23 protein-coding genes are annotated in these 22591 nt (G+C 54.1%); 15 read left to right on the forward strand and 8 right to left on the reverse strand.

The genetic code is table 11. From position 1 onward, the window contains the following. The first annotated feature begins 253 nt into the window (after positions 1-253). The 4 genes from MW898_RS14655 to MW898_RS14670 all read left to right on the forward strand — a co-directional run bounded on the left by MW898_RS14655 (position 254) and on the right by MW898_RS14670 (position 5025). Positions 254-631, forward strand: coding sequence for a winged helix-turn-helix domain-containing protein (locus MW898_RS14655; RefSeq protein WP_248908511.1), 378 nt, complete (start codon positions 254-256; stop codon positions 629-631). After that, entirely contained in the window at positions 628-909 is a 282-nt protein-coding gene (locus MW898_RS14660) for a DUF7521 family protein (RefSeq protein WP_248908512.1), read from the forward strand. Before MW898_RS14655 ends, MW898_RS14660 begins: the two co-directional genes overlap by 4 nt. Before the next feature lie 444 nt (positions 910-1353). Beyond that, positions 1354-3771: an MEDS domain-containing protein gene (locus tag MW898_RS14665; RefSeq protein ID WP_248908513.1), complete on the forward strand. Its 2418-nt coding sequence runs from the start codon at positions 1354-1356 to the stop codon at positions 3769-3771. A gap of 567 nt (positions 3772-4338) precedes the next feature. After that, the gene (locus MW898_RS14670; RefSeq protein ID WP_248908514.1) at positions 4339-5025 is read left to right on the forward strand and encodes a DUF7344 domain-containing protein; all 687 of its coding nucleotides are present in this window, start codon (positions 4339-4341) and stop codon (positions 5023-5025) included. 154 nt (positions 5026-5179) lie between these two features. On the opposite strand, the gene MW898_RS14675 is transcribed toward MW898_RS14670, so the two are convergent. Then, complete coding sequence (locus tag MW898_RS14675; RefSeq protein WP_248908515.1) at positions 5180-6814, reverse strand: potassium channel family protein; 1635 nt, start codon at positions 6812-6814, stop codon at positions 5180-5182. A 237-nt stretch (positions 6815-7051) separates the two neighbouring features. On the opposite strand from MW898_RS14675, the gene MW898_RS14680 reads away from it, so the two are divergent. Then, entirely contained in the window at positions 7052-8035 is a 984-nt protein-coding gene (locus tag MW898_RS14680) for an aldo/keto reductase (protein WP_248908516.1), read from the forward strand. A gap of 12 nt (positions 8036-8047) precedes the next feature. Here the strand turns inward: MW898_RS14680 and MW898_RS14685 are convergent, their stop codons facing one another. Beyond that, a complete protein-coding gene (locus MW898_RS14685) occupies positions 8048-9175 on the reverse strand; it encodes an NAD(P)/FAD-dependent oxidoreductase (protein WP_248909779.1) in 1128 nt (375 codons plus the stop codon). A 288-nt stretch (positions 9176-9463) separates the two neighbouring features. Between MW898_RS14685 and MW898_RS14690 the strand changes: the two genes are divergently transcribed. The 9 genes from MW898_RS14690 to MW898_RS14730 all read left to right on the forward strand — a co-directional run bounded on the left by MW898_RS14690 (position 9464) and on the right by MW898_RS14730 (position 16291). Then, positions 9464-10318 carry a DUF308 domain-containing protein gene (locus MW898_RS14690; protein ID WP_248908517.1) on the forward strand — a complete coding sequence of 285 codons (855 nt, stop codon included), beginning with the start codon at positions 9464-9466 and terminating at the stop codon, positions 10316-10318. Positions 10319-10386: 68 nt separating this feature from the next. After that, complete coding sequence (locus MW898_RS14695; protein WP_248908518.1) at positions 10387-11007, forward strand: plastocyanin/azurin family copper-binding protein; 621 nt, start codon at positions 10387-10389, stop codon at positions 11005-11007. After that, the gene (locus tag MW898_RS14700; RefSeq protein WP_248908519.1) at positions 11007-11393 is read left to right on the forward strand and encodes a DUF7318 family protein; all 387 of its coding nucleotides are present in this window, start codon (positions 11007-11009) and stop codon (positions 11391-11393) included. The genes MW898_RS14695 and MW898_RS14700 overlap by 1 nt, the downstream gene beginning before the upstream one ends. Before the next feature lie 3 nt (positions 11394-11396). Further along, complete coding sequence (locus MW898_RS14705; protein WP_248908520.1) at positions 11397-12269, forward strand: ubiquinol-cytochrome c reductase iron-sulfur subunit; 873 nt, start codon at positions 11397-11399, stop codon at positions 12267-12269. A gap of 9 nt (positions 12270-12278) precedes the next feature. After that, positions 12279-13082, forward strand: coding sequence for a cytochrome b (locus tag MW898_RS14710; protein WP_248908521.1), 804 nt, complete (start codon positions 12279-12281; stop codon positions 13080-13082). Positions 13083-13441: 359 nt separating this feature from the next. Beyond that, positions 13442-14209 carry a cytochrome b family protein gene (locus tag MW898_RS14715; RefSeq protein WP_248908522.1) on the forward strand — a complete coding sequence of 256 codons (768 nt, stop codon included), beginning with the start codon at positions 13442-13444 and terminating at the stop codon, positions 14207-14209. A gap of 70 nt (positions 14210-14279) precedes the next feature. Beyond that, positions 14280-14582, forward strand: a complete 303-nt coding sequence (locus MW898_RS14720; protein ID WP_248908523.1) for a DUF7315 family membrane protein — start codon at positions 14280-14282, stop codon at positions 14580-14582. A gap of 9 nt (positions 14583-14591) precedes the next feature. Beyond that, complete coding sequence (locus tag MW898_RS14725; RefSeq protein WP_248908524.1) at positions 14592-14852, forward strand: DUF7314 family protein; 261 nt, start codon at positions 14592-14594, stop codon at positions 14850-14852. Between the two features lie 275 nt (positions 14853-15127). Next, positions 15128-16291, forward strand: coding sequence for a M24 family metallopeptidase (locus tag MW898_RS14730; protein WP_248908525.1), 1164 nt, complete (start codon positions 15128-15130; stop codon positions 16289-16291). Between the two features lie 132 nt (positions 16292-16423). Here MW898_RS14730 and MW898_RS14735 read toward each other — a convergent pair whose 3' ends face one another. The 4 genes from MW898_RS14735 to hpt all read right to left on the reverse strand — a co-directional run bounded on the left by MW898_RS14735 (position 16424) and on the right by hpt (position 19910). After that, positions 16424-16864, reverse strand: coding sequence for a DUF7313 family protein (locus MW898_RS14735; protein ID WP_248908526.1), 441 nt, complete (start codon positions 16862-16864; stop codon positions 16424-16426). 42 nt (positions 16865-16906) lie between these two features. Continuing rightward, positions 16907-17704 carry an NAD(+)/NADH kinase gene (locus tag MW898_RS14740; protein WP_248908527.1) on the reverse strand — a complete coding sequence of 266 codons (798 nt, stop codon included), beginning with the start codon at positions 17702-17704 and terminating at the stop codon, positions 16907-16909. 37 nt (positions 17705-17741) lie between these two features. Further along, positions 17742-19067: a M28 family peptidase gene (locus tag MW898_RS14745; RefSeq protein ID WP_248908528.1), complete on the reverse strand. Its 1326-nt coding sequence runs from the start codon at positions 19065-19067 to the stop codon at positions 17742-17744. A 279-nt stretch (positions 19068-19346) separates the two neighbouring features. Then, on the reverse strand, positions 19347-19910 hold the full coding sequence (gene hpt, locus MW898_RS14750) for a hypoxanthine/guanine phosphoribosyltransferase (protein WP_248908529.1): 564 nt from the start codon (positions 19908-19910) through the stop codon (positions 19347-19349). 214 nt (positions 19911-20124) lie between these two features. Here hpt and MW898_RS14755 point away from each other — a divergent pair, with 214 nt between their 5' ends. Further along, entirely contained in the window at positions 20125-20952 is an 828-nt protein-coding gene (locus MW898_RS14755; protein ID WP_248908530.1) for a DsbA family protein, read from the forward strand. Positions 20953-21040: 88 nt separating this feature from the next. Here the strand turns inward: MW898_RS14755 and MW898_RS14760 are convergent, their stop codons facing one another. Further along, entirely contained in the window at positions 21041-21238 is a 198-nt protein-coding gene (locus MW898_RS14760; protein WP_248908531.1) for a hypothetical protein, read from the reverse strand. A 401-nt stretch (positions 21239-21639) separates the two neighbouring features. Then, positions 21640-22074 carry a type IV pilin domain-containing protein gene (locus tag MW898_RS14765; RefSeq protein WP_248908532.1) on the reverse strand — a complete coding sequence of 145 codons (435 nt, stop codon included), beginning with the start codon at positions 22072-22074 and terminating at the stop codon, positions 21640-21642. Positions 22075-22591 lie beyond the last annotated feature (517 nt).

Raw genomic sequence — 22591 nt, forward strand, 5'->3', positions numbered from 1 at the left:
TCGGTCCATATCCTTACTAGAGAAATAGCTGGCTGCCAAGGATCAGTCCGAACGATAGCATGATGAAGACAGCTCCTAGATTCGAGACAGACCGTATCAGTGCAGGGAGACAGTCCACCAAGCCGCAGTTACTCACTACCAACGCGGAACGTAAAGAGCGGGCTGTCGATTTACCCACTTCGACAGCCTATCCTTCTATTTCAGTCGCACTCCAATCGGATGCCATATTCCGGAGCCAATCCGAGACTCGATAATGGTGCGCGATTCAGCGTCGTCGGAGGACTCTCCTTCCTTACAGGAGATCCTAGACGCGTTGGATGACGCCGACTGTCGAGCCATTCTTCGGGAAACAACCGAACCCATGACCGCAAACGAACTCATCGATGTCTGCGACATTCCAAAGTCGACGCTGTATCGGAAGCTTGACCTCCTCAGTCGGGCGTCGCTCGTCCGCGAACAGGATACCATCAATCCCCGAGGCGGACGCATCACTCGGTACGAACGCCACTTTGACGATGTATTGATCTCGATGGACGAAGCAGACACCTTCACAGTGACCGTCGAGCGTCCGCCACGCAAGGCAGACGAACGACTCGCAGACATCTGGTCAAAGATGGGGGATGAGCTATGACGTGGATGGGGACAGCAATCGTCGCTGTGAAGACGGTGATACTGCTGTTGGGAAGTGCAATTACGTATATTGCTTTTAAGGCGTACCGACGGACAGATGCGCCCTCACTGCGCGCACTCGGCATTGGATTCGGCAGTATCACTCTCGGAGCACTGCTGGCAGGAATCGCTCACCAACTTCTCTCGGTCACGCTCGAAGTTGGCGTCCTGATCAACAGCATTCTCGTTGCAATCGGCTTTGCGATTGTCATGTACTCACTCTATCTCGAACGTGGGTAAACGATTGGCGAGCAGCCAGTGACGTTCACCACGAACTCCCGAACCCACCGACCCCGGCTTGGTTGTGACACTGCTCGTGCCCAACGTCCTGCGTGCAAGCGCACGCCGATGGACACGGTACACTCGAATGGAGAGTTACACTCGAATGGACAGTCGAAGATCGCTATCGAGAAACCAACTTACACCACATCACATCACATCACATCACATCACACCACGCCACTGGGCTACTCGGTTTCGACTGTCGCAGACGAGAGAGCGATTCTTCGAATAAGAACAATACAGAACAATATTATTTAATTAGTCTCTCACAGAGATGTTCTGGATAGAAGACGGTAACCGATCACCTCTCAATCACGCATCTGATCCAATTACAGGCAAATATTATCAGATGCTAGATGATGTCGGAACGCTATTACAGATGCGTGCCAAACGGACGACAATATGGGCGAACGAGAGTCGAACTGCTCTGGCGAAACACTGGAGCAACACTCACCGACGTTCGCTGCGACAACAGACAACGACGGTCACACGGGAGATGAGTACGATTCGAACAATCACTTCGCTCTTTTGTATGAGACACAGGAAGATCAACTCTCGACGATGGTCCCATTCATCCGTGAGGGACTCAACCAAAACGAACGATGTCTGTATATTCTGGCCGAGAACACGGAAGCCAACGTAGTGTCAGCACTTCGAAATGGAGGTATTGATGTCGATGCCGCGCGTGAATCCGGCCAACTGTTGTTTCACAATGCCGAAGACTCCTACCTCGGTTCAGGTTCATTTGACCGGGATGCTGTACTCGACTTCTGGGAAACATCACTCTTGACAGCGTACGATAAGGGGTACGCAGGGATCCGAGTCACAGGTGAGATGACGTGGGTCTTTGATAGTGACATTGATCCCGATTCACTCGTGGCATACGAAGAAGCACTCAACAGCCGTTGCTCCGATGAGGACTATGTTTTACTCTGCCAATACAATCGCGAGCGGTTTTCATCGGAGCTGCTCTCAAAGATCATCGACCATCACCCAAAGCTCGTCTACGACGACACCGTCGCTGAGAACGTCTATTACATTCCACCTGATGAAGACATCGACCAAGAGCACTCTAACCGGTACATTGATTGGCAGCTTCAGTCGCTCGTCGAGCGAGCACGGGCCGAGAAAGCCTCAGAGCGGCGCGAACGGGGATTACGTTCACTCACAGCAGCAACACAAACACTGATGTCTGTCGGTTCTGATTCGATCGGTGATCGCGTAGCTGATATCGCGCGAGACGTACTGAGAGTTGAATTCACGTCGTATTGGCCCTACAATGAAAACTCGGGCGAACTCGAACTGCACAGTAGCAGCACGGATCTGCAGGCAGATGTGCCATCGCTTGCTGATCTCTACGAAGATCGTGCGTGGCAGACGTTCATAACCGAGCAAACCGATGCGAGCAACGATCTGCCGTCACCATCTGGAATTGCCGCCTCCGAGACACCGCTTCGAAGCGGCGTAATCGTCACACTCGGCCGTCACGGCGTTTTCTGTGCGGGTTCAACACGTCCCAACGAGTTCGACGAGATGACGGTAAACCTCGCAAAGATGCTCGGAACGAGTATCGAACGCGCGTTAGACCGATCCCACCGGGAACAGACGTTGCAAACACGAAATAATCAGCTGGATCGACTGCGTCGTATCAACAGCGTCATTCGAGAGATCAGCAATGTATTAGTGGAGGCCGATACGCGTACTGCCATCGAACAGAAGGTCTGTGAGCGACTTGCGAAATCAGATCCGTATCAGTTCGTGTGGATCGGCGAGCAAGACGTTAAGACAGATACAGTCACCCCACGCGCACAAGCAGGCATCCAAAATGGGTATCTCGATAGTATCACGGTCACGACTGACGAGACACCCACAGGGCGGGGCCCAATCGGGACTGCAGTCCGAACGCGAACGGTGCAGGTCGTCCAAGATCTTCTGACCGATCCGATGTTCACACCGTGGCGAGAAAAAGCACTCACCCACGGCTTTCGTTCCTGTATCAGCGTTCCACTCATGTACGAACAGTCGTTTTACGGCGTGCTGAGCCTGTATACAGACACACCGAACGCCATCGATGAGATGGAACAAGACGTGATGGGAGAACTCGGCGAGACGATTGCTCACTCGATCGACGCAGTGGAGACCAAAGAGACGCTCCAGACAGACAGTGTTACCGAGTTGACGTTGACCGTTCAGGGATCGAACGACGTGCTCAGTCGGATCGCTCGAGATGTCGGCTGCCAAATCCACTTCGATGGACTCGTCCCCCAAACGGCCGGACCAGCGCACTTTTTCTTTACGACTCAGAACGTCGACCCGAACAAAATCCTCACACGCGGCAGTCAGCTCGCTGGCATCACAGAGATACAGATTATCAGGAACGAGGACACCGACTGTGTCTTCGAAGCGATCGTCACCGAGCCGACGCTTGCCTCGCATGTGGTTGATCAGCAAGCCGTTATCCGTTCTCTCACTATTAGCGAGGAGAAAAGTACGATCGTTGTCGATATTCCACCAACAACCGACGTCCGGACGTTCGTCGAGAGGGTGTGCACGGCTTACCCTGTTGATCTCGTAGCCCGACATACCCGTGATCGATCAATCACGTCACAACAAGACTTACACGACACTGTTGACGAACAGCTCACCGACCGACAGCGAGAAGTGCTCAAGACGGCATATTTGAGCGGATTCTTCGAATCGCCCCGAGTACGAACAGGAACGGAGCTGTCCGATACCTTGAACATTTCTCAATCAACCTTCACACACCACCTTCGGGAAGCCGAGCGGAGACTCTGTGAAACGGTGTTTGAGAACGGCTGATCATAGTACAGCCTGAACGATCCCAACTGCTTGCACGCTGCGCTCGCTACGTTGCTCTGTGAGAAATAAAATTTCCACCGATAACGGACTTAAACCACCCGGAGCACGTTCGTAGACAACGAGTTTGGCATCGTATATCTGTAAAATATGATCGCCAGCAGATACATATCTAGATATTACGCATCATCCTCACGATAGTCGAATATTTTCGAGATCACATTTTCACTACTGCCGTCCAACGGTCAATCTGTGATTAATAACAAGAGTGGTGAAAAAGGAATGTACCCGGCTCCGTATCCGTCTGTTCGGGCGGATAAGCTACTGCTCTTGTTACGTTCGATACCGTATTCAGACACTCACTTCACAGACGTGCTCAATGGTCAGTGTAACATATGACTGAGAACGATAACCACGGGCGTCACTGCCGCTGGATACACTGTTCGAATTTGTTGCGAGGAGAGTCACGACAGACTTCTCGTTACATCTCCGAATCACCAGATAGAACAGATACTAATACTAATGACCCAATTGACTGAAAGCAGCGACAAACGGGGTTCAAATACGATAATGACTGGAAATATCACACCGAGCGACCATTCCCTCGATCAGTGGTTCGCGCTCGCTGCCGACCGGCGCTGTCGAGGAATACTAGCGATATTACAGCAGTTGCCAGACGAGACAGTAGCGCTCGTAGAACTGATACACCATCTGAGTAACGCGACAGACGAGCCAGTCGATGTAACGTCTGAACGCGACCGGATGCGCCTACGGAGTGAACTGCACCACTCAATCCTCCCAAAATTTGCTGCTGCTGAAATCATTGTCTACGTAGATGAGGAACGGACAGTGCGGTACTCACCCCCCAAGAAGTTCGAATTATTACTCTCACACCTTCCAGTCGATTTGGAGTCAAGAACGTCACGAAATACCACCTCCACAGCGGATATGACTGCTCACACGAAGGTGCTCATCGGGCTTGCGAACTCCCGTCGCCGGTTCGTTCTGCATCAGCTTCGAACCAACGAAAGCATGACACTCTCTGCGCTTGCTGATGATATCGCGGTTCACGAACACGATCAGCCGCTTGCAGACATCGCCGCAAAGAATGTGCGCCAAACGTACATTTCGCTGTATCATACCCACATTCCGACACTCGAATCGGCAACCCTCGTACAGTATGACCAATCGGTGGAGAAGGTGAGTCTTACAGAGCAGGCGAAAGCGGTTGAGCGCTACGATGACTTTCTTCCCTAACTGATTTTGATCACTCGAAGGTGTGTTCTACCACTGATCGAGCCACGGCCTCAGCCTCTAATGAGGTAGAGACAGCCCACACAAACTCATTCAGCCGATCGCTTTGTGCAAAGAGCCGCTGACTGTCTATATTAGTGGTGACGCCGGGGGAGCATCAGCACATCAGTTCTGTGAATTTATTCGTTCCGTCGTCCGTCCCTGCGATGAGTAACCAATCATCGGACCGAATTCGGAAGTCAGGACCGACGTCCGTGATGATATCACCATTCCGCTCTACGCCAACAACAGTACACCCAGTTCGTGTCCGGACCCGTGCACCACCGACCGTCTGTCCACCCAAACGAGGGGCGGTCGTTCGAATCACCTGAACCTGTGTATCTGGGGATATGACCTCTTCGTCCTCTAAAATCGTCGACGCAAGCATTCGTCCGCTGACTGTTGCCAACGAGAGGACGTAGTCTGCACCTGCCCGGTACATCTTCGCCATCGTTTCTGCCACCTCTGCTCGCGCGATGATCTCGATATCTGGGTTCAGATCCCGAATGATGAGCGTTGCAAACTGTGCAGTTGTATCGTCGGGAAGTGCAAGAATGACTGTGTGGGCTTCTTTCACTCCAGCCTCGCGCAGTGTTTCGAGCTCGGTCGCATCACCGACAACGTCCACACCATCCTTTTCGATCCAATCGACGACGGTACTCGGTAGTCCTGCCTCAGAAAGAATGTTAGAAACGTATGCTCCAACCTCACCGTATCCGACGATGATCGTCTCGCCTCGGTTGAACTCTCGCATATCCGACATCGTGAGTTGTTTGAGCTGCTCAAGTTGTGGTTCACGCCCAGCAGTTAGGAGTATCGTTCCCCCGTCCAAAACAGAATCGGGCGACGGCGGGCTTTCGAATTCACCGTGGAACCACGCACCAATCACGTTTGCACCGGATCGTTCTCGAATACCGCTTTCTGCAAGCGTCCGGCCGACGAGATCGCTCCCTCGGTGAATCGGCAACTCGGCAATTTCGAAGTCCTCACCGATTTCGATCGCATCGCCGAGATCAGTCGTCACGGCTGTCGTTACTTTCGTTGCCAAGCTTTCGCCCAAAAGTTGGCGTGGTGAGAGAACGACATCCGCTCCGGCAAGACGGTGGTATATCGATCGATCGGGTTCTTCGACGACACTGATGACTCGGACATCTTCGGCAACCTCCTTTGCCGTCAGAACGATACTAACATCCACCTCATCCGAAACATCTGCGACAACCGCCTGTGCATCGGACATGCGAGCGTTTTCGAACCCGGTCACGGATTCTGGATCCTGATGGATAACGCTGTATCCTGCTTCGTAGAGGTCTGATGCCCGATCACGGTCTGGTTCGACGATCACGTACTCAACGCCCCACGAGTTGAGTTCCGCGATCAACGTCTCACCTCGCGGCGTGTAGCTGCAGATGATAACGTGATCAGAGAGTTCTTCTTCGAGTGCCGTCGGAACGGTTATCGATAACACCTCCTCGAAGAGCGGGATTACAAACACCGGAAGGGCGACGAGGAGAAGCCCGACACCAGTAAGATCCATGAGGATGACGAAGATGTTCATTTCGGGGCTGAGCCAGGGTGCATCGGAGCCGAATCCTGTCATCGTAAACGTCTCGATGACGACCTGCAACGAGCGGATGAACGTCTTCGGCTTGTCCTCGTACATCCGCATCCCGTAGTAGTAAGCACCGGTATAGCCGAAAATAATGATTATGAGAGAGAAGAAGTAGTACATCGCTCTGCGTCGCCATTTGCCCATGTGCCCTCTTTCCGATGGCTTCAGAAAACGGTTCGGGCACGGATCGTCTAACACGCCAATGTTTCGAGGGTTCAACAGTGCAATGTTCCAACACACTGTCTCCGATCGTGTCGTCTTATCGCGCTGTTCTCCGATCGTCAGTCAGTCAACGCACACAGATACAGATTTGGAGCGAATGGTAGCTTCGGCTAGTAGGTGTCCATTTGGATTAAGTCGGTACCGACTCATACAGCGAATATGGAAACGGTTTCACTCGGTCAGACGGGGACAGCCGTGAGTGCCGTCTCGCTTGGTACGTGGCGCTTCGGACACGAAACTGACGCGGGGACGTTCGAAATCGACCGTGAAAGTGCTCACGCACTGCTCGATGCGTACGCGGATCACGGTGGCAATTTCATCGACACCGCCGATATGTACGGCAAGGGAAAGAGTGAACGATGGATCGGCGAGTGGCTCTCAGAGCGCGACCGTGAGGAGTTCGTCATCGCCTCGAAGGTGTACTGGTCGACACGCGAGGACGATCCGAATGGGCACGGACTCGGTCGGAAGCATCTCCGCCGGCAGATCGATCGAATCCTCGATCGGCTCGGCACGGACTACCTCGATCTCCTCTATACACACCGGTTCGACGATCGAACGCCTCCCGAGGAGTTCATGCACACACTCAACGGATTCGTTCGTGACGGATCTGTAAACTACCTCGGCACGTCTACCTTTGAGCCTCGAGCGTGGGAAGTCGTGCGAGCGAACGAATTCGCCGATAAGCACAACTACGAGCCGTTCACAGTTGCACAGCCTCGCTACAACCTCATCGACCGTGAGATCGAGGCTGAGTACCTCGCTATGTGCGAAAGCTACGACATCGGGTGTTGTCCGTGGAGTCCGCTGGCCGGTGGATTTCTCACGGGAAAATACCGGCACGAAGAACGTATTCCGGACGGAACGCGCGGTTCGGAGTCGGATCAGTTCACCGACCGCTACCTCACTCCTGAAAACTACGATACGCTACGCGTGGTCCGTGAGATCGCAGACGAAATCGATGCGACACCGGCGCAGGTGTCGCTTGCGTGGCTGATCGCTCATCCACAAGTGACTGCACCAATCGTCGGTGCACGAACGACAGAGCAACTCGCCGAAAACATCTCGGCTGTAGATATTTCACTCACTCAGAGCCAGTTCGACCGGCTCTCCGAAGCAAAAGCGACGCCGTCACTAGTGTGACCGAGGAAACACTCAGCCGATATCCATCCCTTCTCTGATTTCGAACGTCTCGTCGCCATCGAAGCGCTTCGGGTCGAACGCCTCGATACCGTCGCCGTCCACGATCTGCTCTGCAATCATTTCACCTAACGCGGGCGCGCGCATGAAACCATGCCCCTGCCAGCCGGCGGCGACAAACACGTTCGGTGCAATTTCTCCGAGGAGTGGGTCACCGTCGGGCGTTGCGGTGCAGAGACCGGCCCACGCTCGATCACGAGCGAACGTCCTTCCAACTGCTGTCTCCAGATGCGTTTCGATTGCTTCGAGAAACCATTCGTCGGCCTCACGTTTCCAGCCGTCGGGGTCACGCTCGATCGGTTCGGTCCCGTCTCCGACGAGCAGTCCATCACCGTGCGGTCGGAGATAATAGCCACCAGTAGCATCGAACAGCATTGGCACGTCGATAGCTATCGGCTCGGTTGTGAGCGCCTGAACGCGGTACGGTTTGAGCGGAATCGGGATGTCAGCGGCTGCGAGTACGTGTTTGGTGTGCGCGCCGGTAGCGACGAGGACAGCGTCGAACGATTCGTGTCCATCCGGAGTCTCGATTTCCGTGTTTGCGTTCGAGGTCGTTTCTGATTGTGCCCGAAGCGTCGCCGGTGTGTTGGTCAGGATCGTTGCTCCCGTCTCGACTGCGTGGTCGGCGACCGCACGGACGTAGCTCGCAGGGTCCGTGTGTCCCGCGTTTCTGGCAATCGCAGCAACGGCTACGCTGTCGACGTTGAGGGCCGGATACCGTTCTGCGAGTGTCTCACTGTCGATGAGAGAGACGTCCCGGCCATTGGCCCGCATCCGGGGGACCTGTTCGCGGATGGCGGCCGCTCGTTTTTCATCATTCTCACGCGCGAGCCAAACGTAGGGGCATAGAGTAAAATCGAACCCATTCATCCCAGAGAATTCCTGAAACCGGGCCAGCGCTCGATCCCCGATTCGAGCATCGATACGTCCTGCATACGCATCGTAACAGACGCCTGCCGCGCGTCCGCTACTTCCGCTCTCGATCGTCCCCTGTTCGTAGACGGTAACGTCAACATCCTGTGAAGCGAGTTCGAGCGCAGCAGTGACACCAACTGCACCCGCACCGAGAACAGCGACCCTCATCGACACGGCAGACACCCCATCGGAACACCGAAGCGACACCGAACATACGAGTCATCATCCGTCCGAAAAATCCCCGATGGAGAGCAGCCATCGCTCCCCCGATCGCCCGTTGCATGCGTCATAGCACCGTTTCAGCACGACCACACTTAGAGATTCGTTGCGCGATGCGAACGACTCGACAGCCAACAGCAGCGTAGCAGTGCAATCGGCGGTAGAACGAGTGGTGATACAAAGACGATCGAAGCTCAACCGTCACGCTAACGAGGACTCCCCTCTAATGGTTTGACAATGAGTGATGGCTCCGACGAACAGGAAAGCGGAGAGCCTTCCGATTCGGGGGCTGAAACAGGGACTCCCGACACGAAAGAGGTAGAGGAGCCTTCTGTGGAAACGCTACGGGAACAGGTGGAAGAGAAGTACGACTTCGATAATTTCGGGCCGGATGACATGGCCCGTATGACGCCGGAAGAGTGGGATGCGGCGTTCGATATCGAGACGTGGATCACGGGGACCGAGCTGCTCGACCGGGTCGAGGCAGACGTGAAACAGCGCGTCGCCGACCGCGAGGTGTTCGCCCGTCTCGAACGGCTTTCGAATCCCGAACGGCTCATCGCGTACTCCGATGAAGGCTACGCCGTCGTCTACAAAGATGGAAGCGTCGCGGGCGAGGGAACCGTGCTCCGGGACGTCAAACCGTCTGTTGCCCTGTGCTCGATGGACGAGTACGATCCGCCAGAGATGCCAGAAGGCACTGTCCTTCCTAGACCGTCCGAGGTCCCAGAGGGAACTGGGACGCTCGGTCACCGAGTGATCCAGGTCGTTGGTGCAGTGCTGGTGTTGATGGGACTGTTCCTGCTAATTGGCGGTATGGTCGGCCTAACCGGAGAGGCCGGAGTTGTCGGCATCTTCACTGGCTTCATCTTCATCGGAATCGGGATCGTTCTTTTCGTTCTGGTTGCGAATGCCCGTCTCTCAGACCGGTTCCGATCGGAGGAGTACCGCGACCGACTGCGTGCCGTTGGTCTTTCCGATGCAGATTCGGACACAGGTTCGAACGCGGACGAACGGCCGGCAATCCTTGAGGATCTCGACGATTTCACGAAACGCGATGACGTAGACGATTCAAACGATACGCCATCATAAGGGCTGTAGCGGCGCTGTCGGCGGCTTCGGTGGGTTTATACGAACTCGGTTCTGAAATCAGCTTGTGCATGAACAGACGGGAATTTCTCCGCACTGCTGGCGGCGCAGCGGGGGCCGTAACCACTACATCTGCGGTTTCTGGAGCCGCCGCCGCGCAAGAAGGGGGTGGTGGCTCTGGTCCGATCGATTACGGCGGCTACTTGGACGACGCCGGCGGGTGGAGCGAGGGCAGCACGGCCGACATGACTGGCAACAATCAGGTGACGATCAAAGTCGGGCCGGGTGGAGAGAACGTCTACGATCCGGTTGCGGTGCACGTTGATCCCGGGACGAAGATCATCTGGCAGTGGGAGGGCCCAGGCCACAACGTTCAGGCCGAAGACGGCCAGTTCGAAAGCGAGATCAAAGGCTCGGGCACCTTCGAGTACACCGCCGAAGAAGAAGGTGTCATCCCGTACTTCTGCCAACCACACAAGAGCGTTGGCATGAAGGGCGCGATCGCGGTCGGAAATGTCCCGCGTAAATCACCAGCTGCAGCAGCAGAACTCAAACCAGAAGAGATGGGGGTTCCGATTCAGCCCCACTACGTTGGAATCGGAGCGGTGCTGATGATGATGTCATCGCTCGTCTTCACGTTCTACCTGCTCAAATACGGTGAAAGCGCTCATACGAAAGGAGGGAACAACTAATGCCATCCGGTGACAACAGCTACGGATCGATTCATCGCTACGAACCGGCGCGAGAGAGCACAGCAGCCGCGATTGCGATCGTTCTCCTCACAATCATCGAAGTCGTATTCGTGGGTATGTTCACCTACGGACTGTCGACCGGATGGGGGAGAGATCCGTTCGGAAATATGTTCCTCGGAGGGATTCTCACAGTGATCTTCATCGATCTCTCGTTTATTCTCTTACTCTACCGAAAAGAATTCCTCCCCGACGTGATGGTCGTGAAAAAGCGTCGGCGGAAATGGGAGGACCTCTACGTTGAAGAAGAAGACGCTGATGGACAGTCCCCAGATGTCGACATCTGGGAGGGTGTGAAACACGCGATTTATCCGTACTATAAACGATAATTCATGGCAGATAGCGACAAATATCCAATCGAGTCAGGGAGACGGCGCTTTGTTAAGGGCGTCGTTGGTGCGGCATCGCTCGCAACGGTCGGGACAGCAACCGGAGTCGGACTGACGTCGGTTACCTCTTCAGCGGGAGAGGGTGGTGGTGTCACGAGATACAAGGCACTCGAGAATATTGCAGGTCCCGCTCCTCGTGGAATGCCACAGATTCCAATCGAGATCGACGGCAGCGGCACTATCAAAGGTATCTGGCCCGAGCCGAAAGAAGTCCAACGAGGATCCCAGACAATCACCGTGGCCGAAACCGATATCGGCGGTGTAACGTACTCGACTGAATGGTTCCAGTACTGTGGCGTCCAGACCTACGCAGGGATCGCACCGGACGCTGATCAGGAAAATTCCTTCCTCTCCGGATCGAACACGCCGTACAGCTGGCAGCAAGAGCAACTCTCATCCGGTGATCCGCTGAAAGTCGAGCACTTTCAGGACTACAAAGAGTGGGGCAACGACATCGGCAAAAGTGGTCTCGGCAAGCCCGCGATGGGAACGTGGCGTTCGAAGGACACGAAAAGCACAATCCCCATTCAGGTCATCCGGAGTACGAAAGTCGAGGAGATGGCCAAGAACGACCCGTGGTTGAAAGCAAGCACCGCCCAGGGCTTTATTGCGTGGTTGGATAAGTGTACACACTTCTGCTGTGTCCCGGCATACAAAGCGTTCCCAGGCAGTGCGAAATTCAACGCGGAGGACAAAATCTACTGTCAGTGTCACCAGTCGGTGTACGACCCGTATCAAATCGTGGACACAACGTTTGTGTCGCTTCCGCGTCCATCGGGTGACAGTGGCAGTGAGAGTGGCAGCGAATCAGAGTGAACGGACACCATGAGCTTAAAACCAAAAGACGAACACGATCATATGGCTTGGGTGGAGAGCAAGGATCTCTCTCCAGTTGAGCGGGGGTATCTCACCACGCTCATCTGGCTCGACAAGCGCTTTCGCGTTGTCGATTACCTTGAGATCTTAGAGAATCTCTACTACAAGGTCAACCTGCAGATGCCGAAAAGCCACACGGAGCAGTACAATCTTGATAACAAGTTCTGGTACTGGTATCCGTTGTATTCGCTTGGGTTTTTCTCGCTCCTCGCGTACATCGTTGCCTCCGTCAGCGGCGGACTCCTCGGGTTCTACTACACGCCCGGAGCAGTCGGTGCAACCGGTGATCCATCGATGGCCTACGAGCAGATCGAGTTCATCATGACCCAGTTGAACTTCGGGTATATGCTCAGGAGTATTCACCGGTGGTCTGCGCAGGTGATGACCGCAGCGGTCTTCCTGCACATGCTTCGGGTGTACTTCACAGGCGCGTACAAGGAACCTCGTGAAGTGAACTGGCTCATCGGAATCGTGCTCATCTCACTGACGATGGTCTTTGGATACTCGGGCTATCTCTTGACGTGGGATCAGCTGGCGTTCTGGGCGAGCCAGATCGGTGTCGAAATGGCGCTCTCGATCCCACTCATCGGGGAGTGGATCGCACAGCTCATCTTCGGCGGCTTCACACCGAACCCAGCGACACTCCAACGGATGTACATCTTACACGTGTTCTTCCTGCCGTTCATCGTGACGGCACTCATTGCGATCCACATCGGCATCGTCTGGATGCAGGGGATCGCAGAACCACACTGATCGACGACTCACTTCTGTTCTCGTCGGTTGTGGAGCCAGCAGGTGTCTTTCCTCGAATAGCGAATAGCGAATACCGTATTTTCAAATGTTAGGATGGTTCACAGTGTCGTAAATCGACGAGGCGAAGTCACGAACTCGGTTACTGCCTGAACGATTTCTGGGTGGAGGAGATATCCAGCCGTTATATGATATCCAATTGACTACGGATCGGGATTATCTCGTTCACAAGTAGTTGTGGGCTCTGGAGAGACTGTCCTAGCTCTGATTCGACGACACTCAGAGTGTCGGTGTCAGACAGGCCAACAGGTGGAGTAACAAAACGTTGAAGGTAGCGCGAAGCCAATTTGCGGTAACGAATAATGACCGAGAGCGACACAGGCGACGAGGTTCGGACAGACGGGACCGGCATCGTCGCCCCGGACGACGAAACGCCGACGTGGAGCGAGCGAAAAGCTCGCGCGGAGGGGTTGTCCCGGCTGACCTACGAGTATTTCGAACGCGCTCGTCGAGAAGACCAGGATTTGCGGACGGACTCGAGTTACATCGAGCGCGACGTGCTCGGATTTCCGTCGTGGCCGCACGAGACGATCCGAAATATCGCGATTTCGGTGTTTTTCATCGGGATGATCATCTTTCTTTCAGCGACGATGCCACCACACATCGATGCCCCTGCGGACTCATCTACCACGCCAGAAGTCATCCTGCCAGACTGGTATCTGTACTGGTCGTTCGGCCTGCTCAAGCTCGGCCCGCTCAATCCTGAGCTTGCATTGTTAGGTGGGAAGAAGCTGATGGCAGATCGGACGTACGGGGTGCTTGCAAATCTCGTCGTCGTCGGTGCCATCGCTATTGTGCCATTCCTGAACAAAGGCTCTGCGCGGCGTCCAGTCGAACAGCCGTTCTGGGCCTCCATTGGTGTGGGTGGGACCGTCTTTGCGATCACGATCGCTGCGCTTTCGGTCAAGAATCTGTTCCCAGAGGCGATCGACCCACACCTGATCTTCGATCTGACGTTCCTGCTCCCGTTCGTCGTCGGATGTCTGAGCTACGCGGTGCTCAAAACGATGCGTGAGGGATACATGTTCGAACTGAACCGTCGGTACTACCGGCTTCGCCCACCGCGATAGCCTCGGTTGCAAACTCAGGCGAAGCGGCAAACAAAACAAGCTCAAGTATCTCTGTCTCCTCTGTTTTTGCATGGTCGACTCCGATGCGTCTGACGAGCAGGCGGTGGACGACGGAGATATTATTGTGCCGGTCGGATTATACAAGATCGTCACCGTCTTCTCGACACTCATTGCTGCGGCTGCCGTTGTCGGTGGGTTTGTGATTCTCGACACAGCAACACAGGGAGCGAACGCATCGGCTGAGGAAGTGAACGTCCTCCTTGCACTGCTTGGTGTGGCGAGTATCCTGATCGGATCGGTTATTTACGTCTTCTCGACACGGTTTCGAGCTGAAGGGATGGGAATGGGAAACCCTAAAGACGGCGCTGACTAAGAACCGATAATGGCTGACGAATTCATCAAGGGATTCGCTATTCTCACGGGTGGCATGCTCGGATGGATGGTTATCGCGGGCTGGTACAACACCCCGAGCTTCACGGAGGCACAGCTCTCCGTGCCAGTTGAACAAGAGTTACAGATGCTTGATCAGTTGGCTCTCACGTTCAAAACGGGTTTCCTGTGGTTTGCGATCCTCGGCGCACTCACCTTCTGGGTGTTGATCCCTGCAGGCAGAGAGCTCCGGAGTGCATGGGCAGCCCGCTGATCGCTTTAGCAAAGCGAAGCGAAGCTAATCTAAGCATTCCCATCGTTGAAATTGAGCGCTTTCAGTTGAGCCCGTAGTGCCCGATCTATTACTCACAACCCAGAAGACAACAGACTGTAGTGATTGAGAGCGTCGGCTCTGTCGGTACTGTCGGTGCTGTGTACTGTACTGTAATTCTGCTGTGTCCGTACAGAGTAGGCAGTAATAATCAGTAATCGAGAACACCACGAGGGTCGAAGCAGTACTATTACTATTGTCTGTCACTATCGTTTCCTATGGCTCCCGCGTATCCACAGCTAACGGCGTTCCTCAACGAGACAGAAACCGACGGATATCTGATCGACGCTGCAGGCAATGACAGCAATCAGTACTACCTTTCGGGTTTCAAAGGTAAATCCGTCACACTGTATGTGGACGGCGAGGTTCGACTCCTTGTTCCCGATCTCGAATACACGCGAGCAAACCGTGACAGTGACAATGTCCACCGATTCTCGGAGTTCGACTACGGAAGCATGGTCATCGAGCACGGGCAATCGAAAGCCGGACCCCTTGCAATCGCGGCGTTTCTCTCTGAGTATGGGGTCGACTCGGTCTCTGTGCCAGCCTCCGTTCCGACCGGAACGACAACGATGCTGCACGATCAGGGTATCGAGGTCGTCACGGATTATGATGGCTGTGTGGGCAGTATTCGGGCGGTGAAATCCGACGAAGAGATCGAACAGATCGCGGCGACACAACGAGCAACCATCGAAGCAATGACAGTCGCAGCGGGGTTCCTCGAACGCGCAACAGTCGAAGCGGGCGTCTTGCAGCTCGATGGAGACGTGCTGACGAGCGAGCGGGTCCGCCACGCGATCAAAACGACAGTTCTCGAAAAGAACTGTGAAGTGAGTGAGTGCATCGTTGCCGCCGGTGCAGCAGGTGCTCGCGGTCACACAGCCGGATCTGGACCAATCGAAGCAGGCGAGCCGATCATCGTCGATATTGCTCCGTACAATACGGAATCGCAGTACTATGGAGACATGACCCGGACGTTCGTGAAAGGCGAACCGGAAGCGAAGATTCAGGAGTGGTACGATGTGACCCATGAGGCTTACGAGGTGGCACTAGCGATGATCAAGCCAGGTGTGACTGGTGAAGCGGTAAACGAGGCTGTCTGTGACGTCTTCGAACGCGAAGGATACCCGACGCTTCGAACCGACGAGGCCACAGAAGATGGGTTCGTTCACTCCACTGGCCACGGTGTCGGACTCGATGTCCACGAACAGCCCAAACTCAGCTGGGGTGGTGAGAAGTTACAGCCTGGGCACGTCGTCACGGTCGAACCCGGACTGTACGAACAGGAAGTCGGCGGCGTCCGCCTTGAAGATCTCATCGTCGTAACCGAAACGGGTCACACAAACCTGACCGACTACCCACGAGAGCTCAGCGTAGTATAATACAGTTAGGACGGTACAGCGTTTCGATCCGCTATCCCGATTGAGTTCGAATTGGCAGGCCGCTCCTGTGAGGAACTGAGAGGCTACAACAAACGCAGTTCGACACGAGTCAAAAGGAAGGTGGTCGAAATCTCAGACAACTTTGGTCCAGAGTGGTTTGATGATGAAGAACACACTGAGGTAGGCAGCGTACGACAGCACGAATAACGACGCGACGATCGCACCTTTTGGACGCTCGATCGGGAGGCTTTGACGGGCTTCGACTTTTCGCGCTTCGAACTCGAAGAAATCTGTGAGAACCATGCCGAGAACGAGCACGGATAACACGACGCCGGAGTGGAAATGGAGCGTCGTGTAATAGAACACGGAAACAATAAGTAGGACGTGCGTGGCAACGAGCGCGGGATGACGTTTGATCGCTTCTGCATCACCCTCTTTGGCCTGACGAACAGTCGATCGGTGCGCGATAGCACGGGCTGCGAGATTCATCAGTACGAAAGCGAGTAGCACGTACTCAAGGTACGGACCGATGGCCGTCTCAATCGAGCCGAGCTGTAAGACCGAAAGTTCCATACCTACATCGGGGAGGTGCTTCCATTAGAGCTTTTCCAATCCTTATTTGTTGGTTCGAATCGTTTCGATCGCAGAAACTGGTTTCAGCCGAAGCGTGTCGGTGTAGGGAACCGTTCCAACCGAACGACCGTCAACGAGAAGTTCGACGGCCGCATCGTCGCGCTCAATCGTGAGTCGAATATCCGAAAGGGAGAGCACCCAGTGATTGTGGGTAACAGAAAACGGGGCGATCGGGACAACCGAACCAACGGCTGTTTCAGGAGCGATGTGCGGTCCACCAGCATCGTGAGCGTATCCATGACTTCCCGCAGGAGTCGCAACAACGATACCATCAGCGCGGACGCTCGCAATAGGTTCGTCACCGGTCATCACCGTATACTCAGAAATACGCGCCTGCTCGGACGTGAGGAGCAGGACATCGATAAGCGCATAGACCATCCCATCTGGACGATCAATACCAATGACAGGATGGCTGACTGTCAACTGCGACCGAGAGGAAACATGAGAGCGATCTTTTGTGTGTGTTTGTGACTGTGACTGTGACTGAGAGTGGGGCTGGGACTGGATACGAGAGTGTAGCTGTGGTTCATCGAGGAGGTCTGAAAGCACCACTGGTACGTTTTCACGGGACACTGGATTGAGACCGGGGGTTCCGGTTTCGACAGGGAGAACGGGTGCGGGGGCGTCCGGAATGAGCGAATAGAGGGCGGCTTCGCCGACGGCAATAACGAACGTCGGGTCGGAGAATGGATCCTCAACGAGCGTCGCGCTAGTGTCATCAACTGCTTGCACTATCGTTTCGCTCGACTCTCCGACGACACCAACTCGTGTGTCGTTCATCAGTAGAGTTGTCGTCCTGACGGTCTAAAAACGTATCTCACGCAAGATCTCCAATGATACGCATACCCTCGGCTTTGTTTTCGCGTTCGAGGGCAGCGATGATCTCCTCGCGGGACTGGCGGGCGAGGGTGACATCGTCAGCCGAGAGGTGAACGATGAGTTCAGTGAGGAGAATCGCGCTCTCTCGAAGCGTTCGTGATTCCAGCTTATCAAGTGTGTCCGCGCGCGTGTGACCCCACCCACGACCTCGGGTTCCGGTTTCGCTCATGAGATGGACGCTTGGGACGCCGCCTTTGATCACGAACGGCCAGTGATCGCTGTGTGGTCCTTGTTGGGGGGATTTCGATATCGGGTGATCGAACGTCTCCTCGATCTCGATGAGAGCATCGTCGAGATCATCGAATCCGTGTGTGTATGCAGAAACTGTTCGACCACGCGCGATGCCATCGTTGTTCACGACTGCTTTGATGCGGTCTAGATCTGCCCGATCCGCTTCGTACTCTGAACCGCACAGACCGACCTCCTCTGCGCCGAAGACGACGAAATGAACCCGGGTTTCGAGTTCGTCCTCGCGTCGTGAAAGCGCAGCGGCAAGTTCGAGGACCATGGCCGTCCCCATCCCGTTGTCCAGCGCACCCTCTGCGATGTCGTGTGCATCGATGTGACTGGTTACGAGGATTTCCTCAGCTTGCTCATCATCTTCGTTTTCATCGATTTTTGGCCCGAGGTACGCGTGGACGTTCTGGCTCGTCGCATCGTCGTAGGTCGCATCGACCTCAACCGTGATCTGTTCGCTCTCGAACTGTCTGGCGAGACGTGCACTAACCTCGCTGGAGACGCCAACCGCTGGGATGTCTCCGATCGGTGCCTCAGCAGTCCCGACGCTGCCCGTCGGTGCGAGACATCCCTCGACGTGATTTTCGAAAATGAACCCGGCTGCTCCCGACTGTACCGCACGGTAGTACTTCTCACGGCGGTGGATGAAGCGGCTATACCAGTCAGGAACGGTACTGGAAACCATAACGATGCTTCCGTCGAGATCGACATCGAAGTCTTCTGGAAGACCGTACCCGAGATCGATGAGTTCACCAGTAGCGCTTTCTGCGGGACTGCGTGGGAGCGCGATGCTCTCGTGATCGGTACCGCCCGCGTGGACAGCACTCGATCCTCGTGTCCAGCCCTGAATTTCGAACGAATCGAGGTGGGCATTGCGCGCTCCCACCTCATCGAGCGCATCACGGGTTGCGATTGCCGCTTTGTGTTCACCGTCACTGCCCGCCATCCGATTTCCGATGTCAACGAGCTGTTCGAGATGATCCCATCCGACGGTGCTCGTAAATGTTCTACCGATCCAGTCAGTCATACTACGACAACGATCGACATTCGAATAATAGTTATGTGTTTGTATGTCAGTGTTTCAAGACTGAAACTTCAGATATTGTCCAAATATTAAGATGATTGCTGTCAGACGACGGTGTGGAATGGTAATCAGATATACCATCAAGTCCGGAGATACGCAGAGACAGGTTCACAGACTGTGTATGTGGATGCCATAATCCGTCGCTATTGCCATACCACAACCAAGGCAACGCGTGTATTTCCTCGATTGTGTGCAAATCGGTGTGAAAATGAACGAATAAGACTATCCGTCACCGTTTTCGTCGACAATGACGACCTCCCCCGAGACGACATCGACGTTGATGAGTGTCTTTACGTCGTGGTTTTTTACCTTGTTCTCGCCACCGACTTTCTTGATAACCGCGACAATATCTGAGACATCTGCGCCGATTTCTCCGAGTGCAGTCGTGATACTGTGAAGTGTGCCTCCCGTCGAGAGAACGTCATCAAGCAAGAGCACGCGGTCGTCAGCCTCGACATCGTTCAAATACATCTCGTTCTCAGAATATCCTGTCACTTGTGCGAGCGACACCTCCCCCTCAAGACCATACTGGCGCTTTCGGATGACGACGAGCGGAATGTCAGTCATCAGCGAGACCGCTGTCGAGATGTGAATGCCCATGGCCGCAGGAGTGACAATCTTATCGACGCCATCGAGGTCGACTTTCCGGATGATACCGATGACGATCTCACGGAGAAGTTCCGGCTCTAGCATCGGGACGCCGTCGCTGATGGGATGAACAAAATATTCATACTCTCCCTTCCGGATGATCGGTGCGTCACGAAGCGACTCGGCCAGTCTTTCCATGTTGCCCGTATACTACGAAGACGTAAAAATACGGCTAGTTCATACTGAATGCGTGATCGTTACACCCACACCAAAGAAACGACATTCACATAACTGCAATATCATAATTTTTAATAATGTATTTTAAGACGAAACACAAGAGTTAGAGGGAAGACCGACACAGAAGTCGTGTACGGAGCATCAGCTGACAGTACATTATAGCTCCGAGACAATGATGCCCGAAAGCCAATCGAAACAGACGCGGCGGACACTACTTCGGGGGGCAACCCTCGCACTCGCCGGTGGCCTTGCTGGATGCACCAGCATTATGGATTCGGACGGATCGTCGCCCAAATCGAATCAGACGAGTTCACCGTCAGGTACGACATCAACCGGGACGTCCATGCCGGGAACAGCAACTGAGGCGCCATCAGACGGTCCCGAGGGATCGTTCCCATTCATGCATAGTGCGACGGGGACGACCAAGTTCGATGTGAAACTAGATCAAAGCCCAGTGATGGGTTCGAACGATGCTCCGGTGGACCTGTACTACTGGAGTGATTATCTCTGTCCATTTTGCCAAACATTTGCGATGAAGATCCATCCACAGATTGCCAAAAGTGCGATCGCTGATGGGACGCTTCGGGTGGTCTTTCTCCAACTACCAAACATCGGTGAAAACTCGTTCCCAGCGGCTCTGATGGCCAAATGCGTCTGGCGTCAGGTTGCAGACGATGACCCTGACCTATTTTGGAAGTGGCACCACGCTGTGTTTGAACAGCAAGGGGAGGAAGGGAGCGGCTGGGCGGATATCAAGAATCTCTACAAGATCACAGAGGATGTCGGTATCGATACTGACGCCATCACGACGTGTATCGAGAATCGTCAAGACAAAATCAGAAAGGACATCAAAGCCGAGGTTACCGTTGCCGACCGGGAGAACATAAAGGGAACACCCGCGTTCATCTTTTACAATCGAAAGACGGGCACATCAAAGAAGCTCGCGGGTGCACAGCCCTACGCAACGTTCAAACAAGCGATCCAAACGGTAAAGAACGGCTGAGTTGCGTTTCAGATACGACTGATTCTCCATCGTTTGTATCGAATCTTACGAATACCGTGTTAGATACGTCCGCACCGTAAAATTGAACTCAGAAGTCGTGTTCTACCTCCTCTTGATCCGCCTTCTGAATGATAATCTTGTCTTCGCGGACGCGGACAAACACCTCATCACCGATCGACATCCCTGCGACGGTCAACTCATCCTCGTGTAGATTGAGGTGAGCATTATGGTACTGGCCGTCTGCGTCTTTGGTCCCGCTGGGACTGAGTTTCTTCTTCCGTACCATCGAACTAACCGTTAGCGACTGTCGGGGAAGCGGCCATTTAACTCTTATCAGGTTGGGTACTCATTTCACTTGCACAACCAGCCAGATCACGACCCGGATCGGGGCTTTCTTTACCCGCCATCATCATTATTAAATGCTATATTCCTCATTTGTTGTGAATTCGATTCATTCGATCGTGTGACCGCCGAGTATTCATTAGCTAATTCCCTCGAACAAACACAGTAGGAACTACATCTATATTATATTTTATCATTCTATAGTAATATTTACTAAAATTTTGTGAGGATAGTGTTGGTCTGGTAACGGCCAGAGAACAAACAACGAGAGTTCACCAGCTCAGTCAAGAGGGCAAGCACCGATGTCCAACAACGATCTCCCACGTGATGCATCCGAAACGAGCCTCATGGAACAGTTGTGCGGCTCAGGGTCGTCGTCGTATCACCGGATGGATTACGCCAAATGATCCGAATCTCGTCACCACTGTCGACACCCCCTGAATAGATCACCTCACCAGCAGTGTACTTTTCGTCGGAGCCTCCTGATTCGAGAGCTCCCTCTCCAAGCGCCGAGCCACCAACGACGACATCGATGTTTGCCCGAGTTATTGCATCGCCACTGCTGTGGCTGATCACAACACCCTCGCTATCGAAGTCATAATCCAGTCTCGTTTGTGGTGGATCTGGCTGTTGTCCACCGATTCCGAGAACGAACGCCCCGATCACTGCTGCCAGTATCACTGTGATTGCAACCATCAGTATCACACCAATGACCGGCGAAACCGCCCGGTTCTCCTCGAATACCACCTGTTTCAGTTCTGTTCGAGATCGTCCGTCCATTGTTATTTTTGGCACCGCTGTTTTCGTCGCACTCTGACACACTGTCGCAGCTTTTTTTCAAAAATTTCCTCGATCATTACTTGAATTATATTCGACCGTCGTGTTTCGCTCGTGGATTAACAGACAAACCAACTGGTCCGTTTTCAGTCGTTGCTCAGCGTCACCCAGAAACGACTGGGTGATGTGCACATGCTGATCCGTAGGGGGAGTCCGGAACACCGTGATTCGAGATGTTGTGACACGATCTGCAGGGACAGTAAGCGAACCACCACTGGACGCAACCAACGCTGACTGACTCGACTGCACCGAATCCGAAGGCTGTACGTCCAAGCGGCGATGACCGAACGCATCGGAGTACGGACGACCCCATTGCATGTGCATGCCGGATTGCTCTCGTTTTTGGATTTAAACCTTCACCAGAAAGTACCACCATACAACACCATGCTGTAGTATATTCTGTGTGAGGATTCAAGACAGTATTTCGTACTTCAATACAGTTAAGGATGAACTGACGCGA

This window comes from Halocatena marina (assembly GCF_023276375.1).
GTDB classification, from domain to species: domain Archaea; phylum Halobacteriota; class Halobacteria; order Halobacteriales; family Haloarculaceae; genus Halocatena; species Halocatena marina.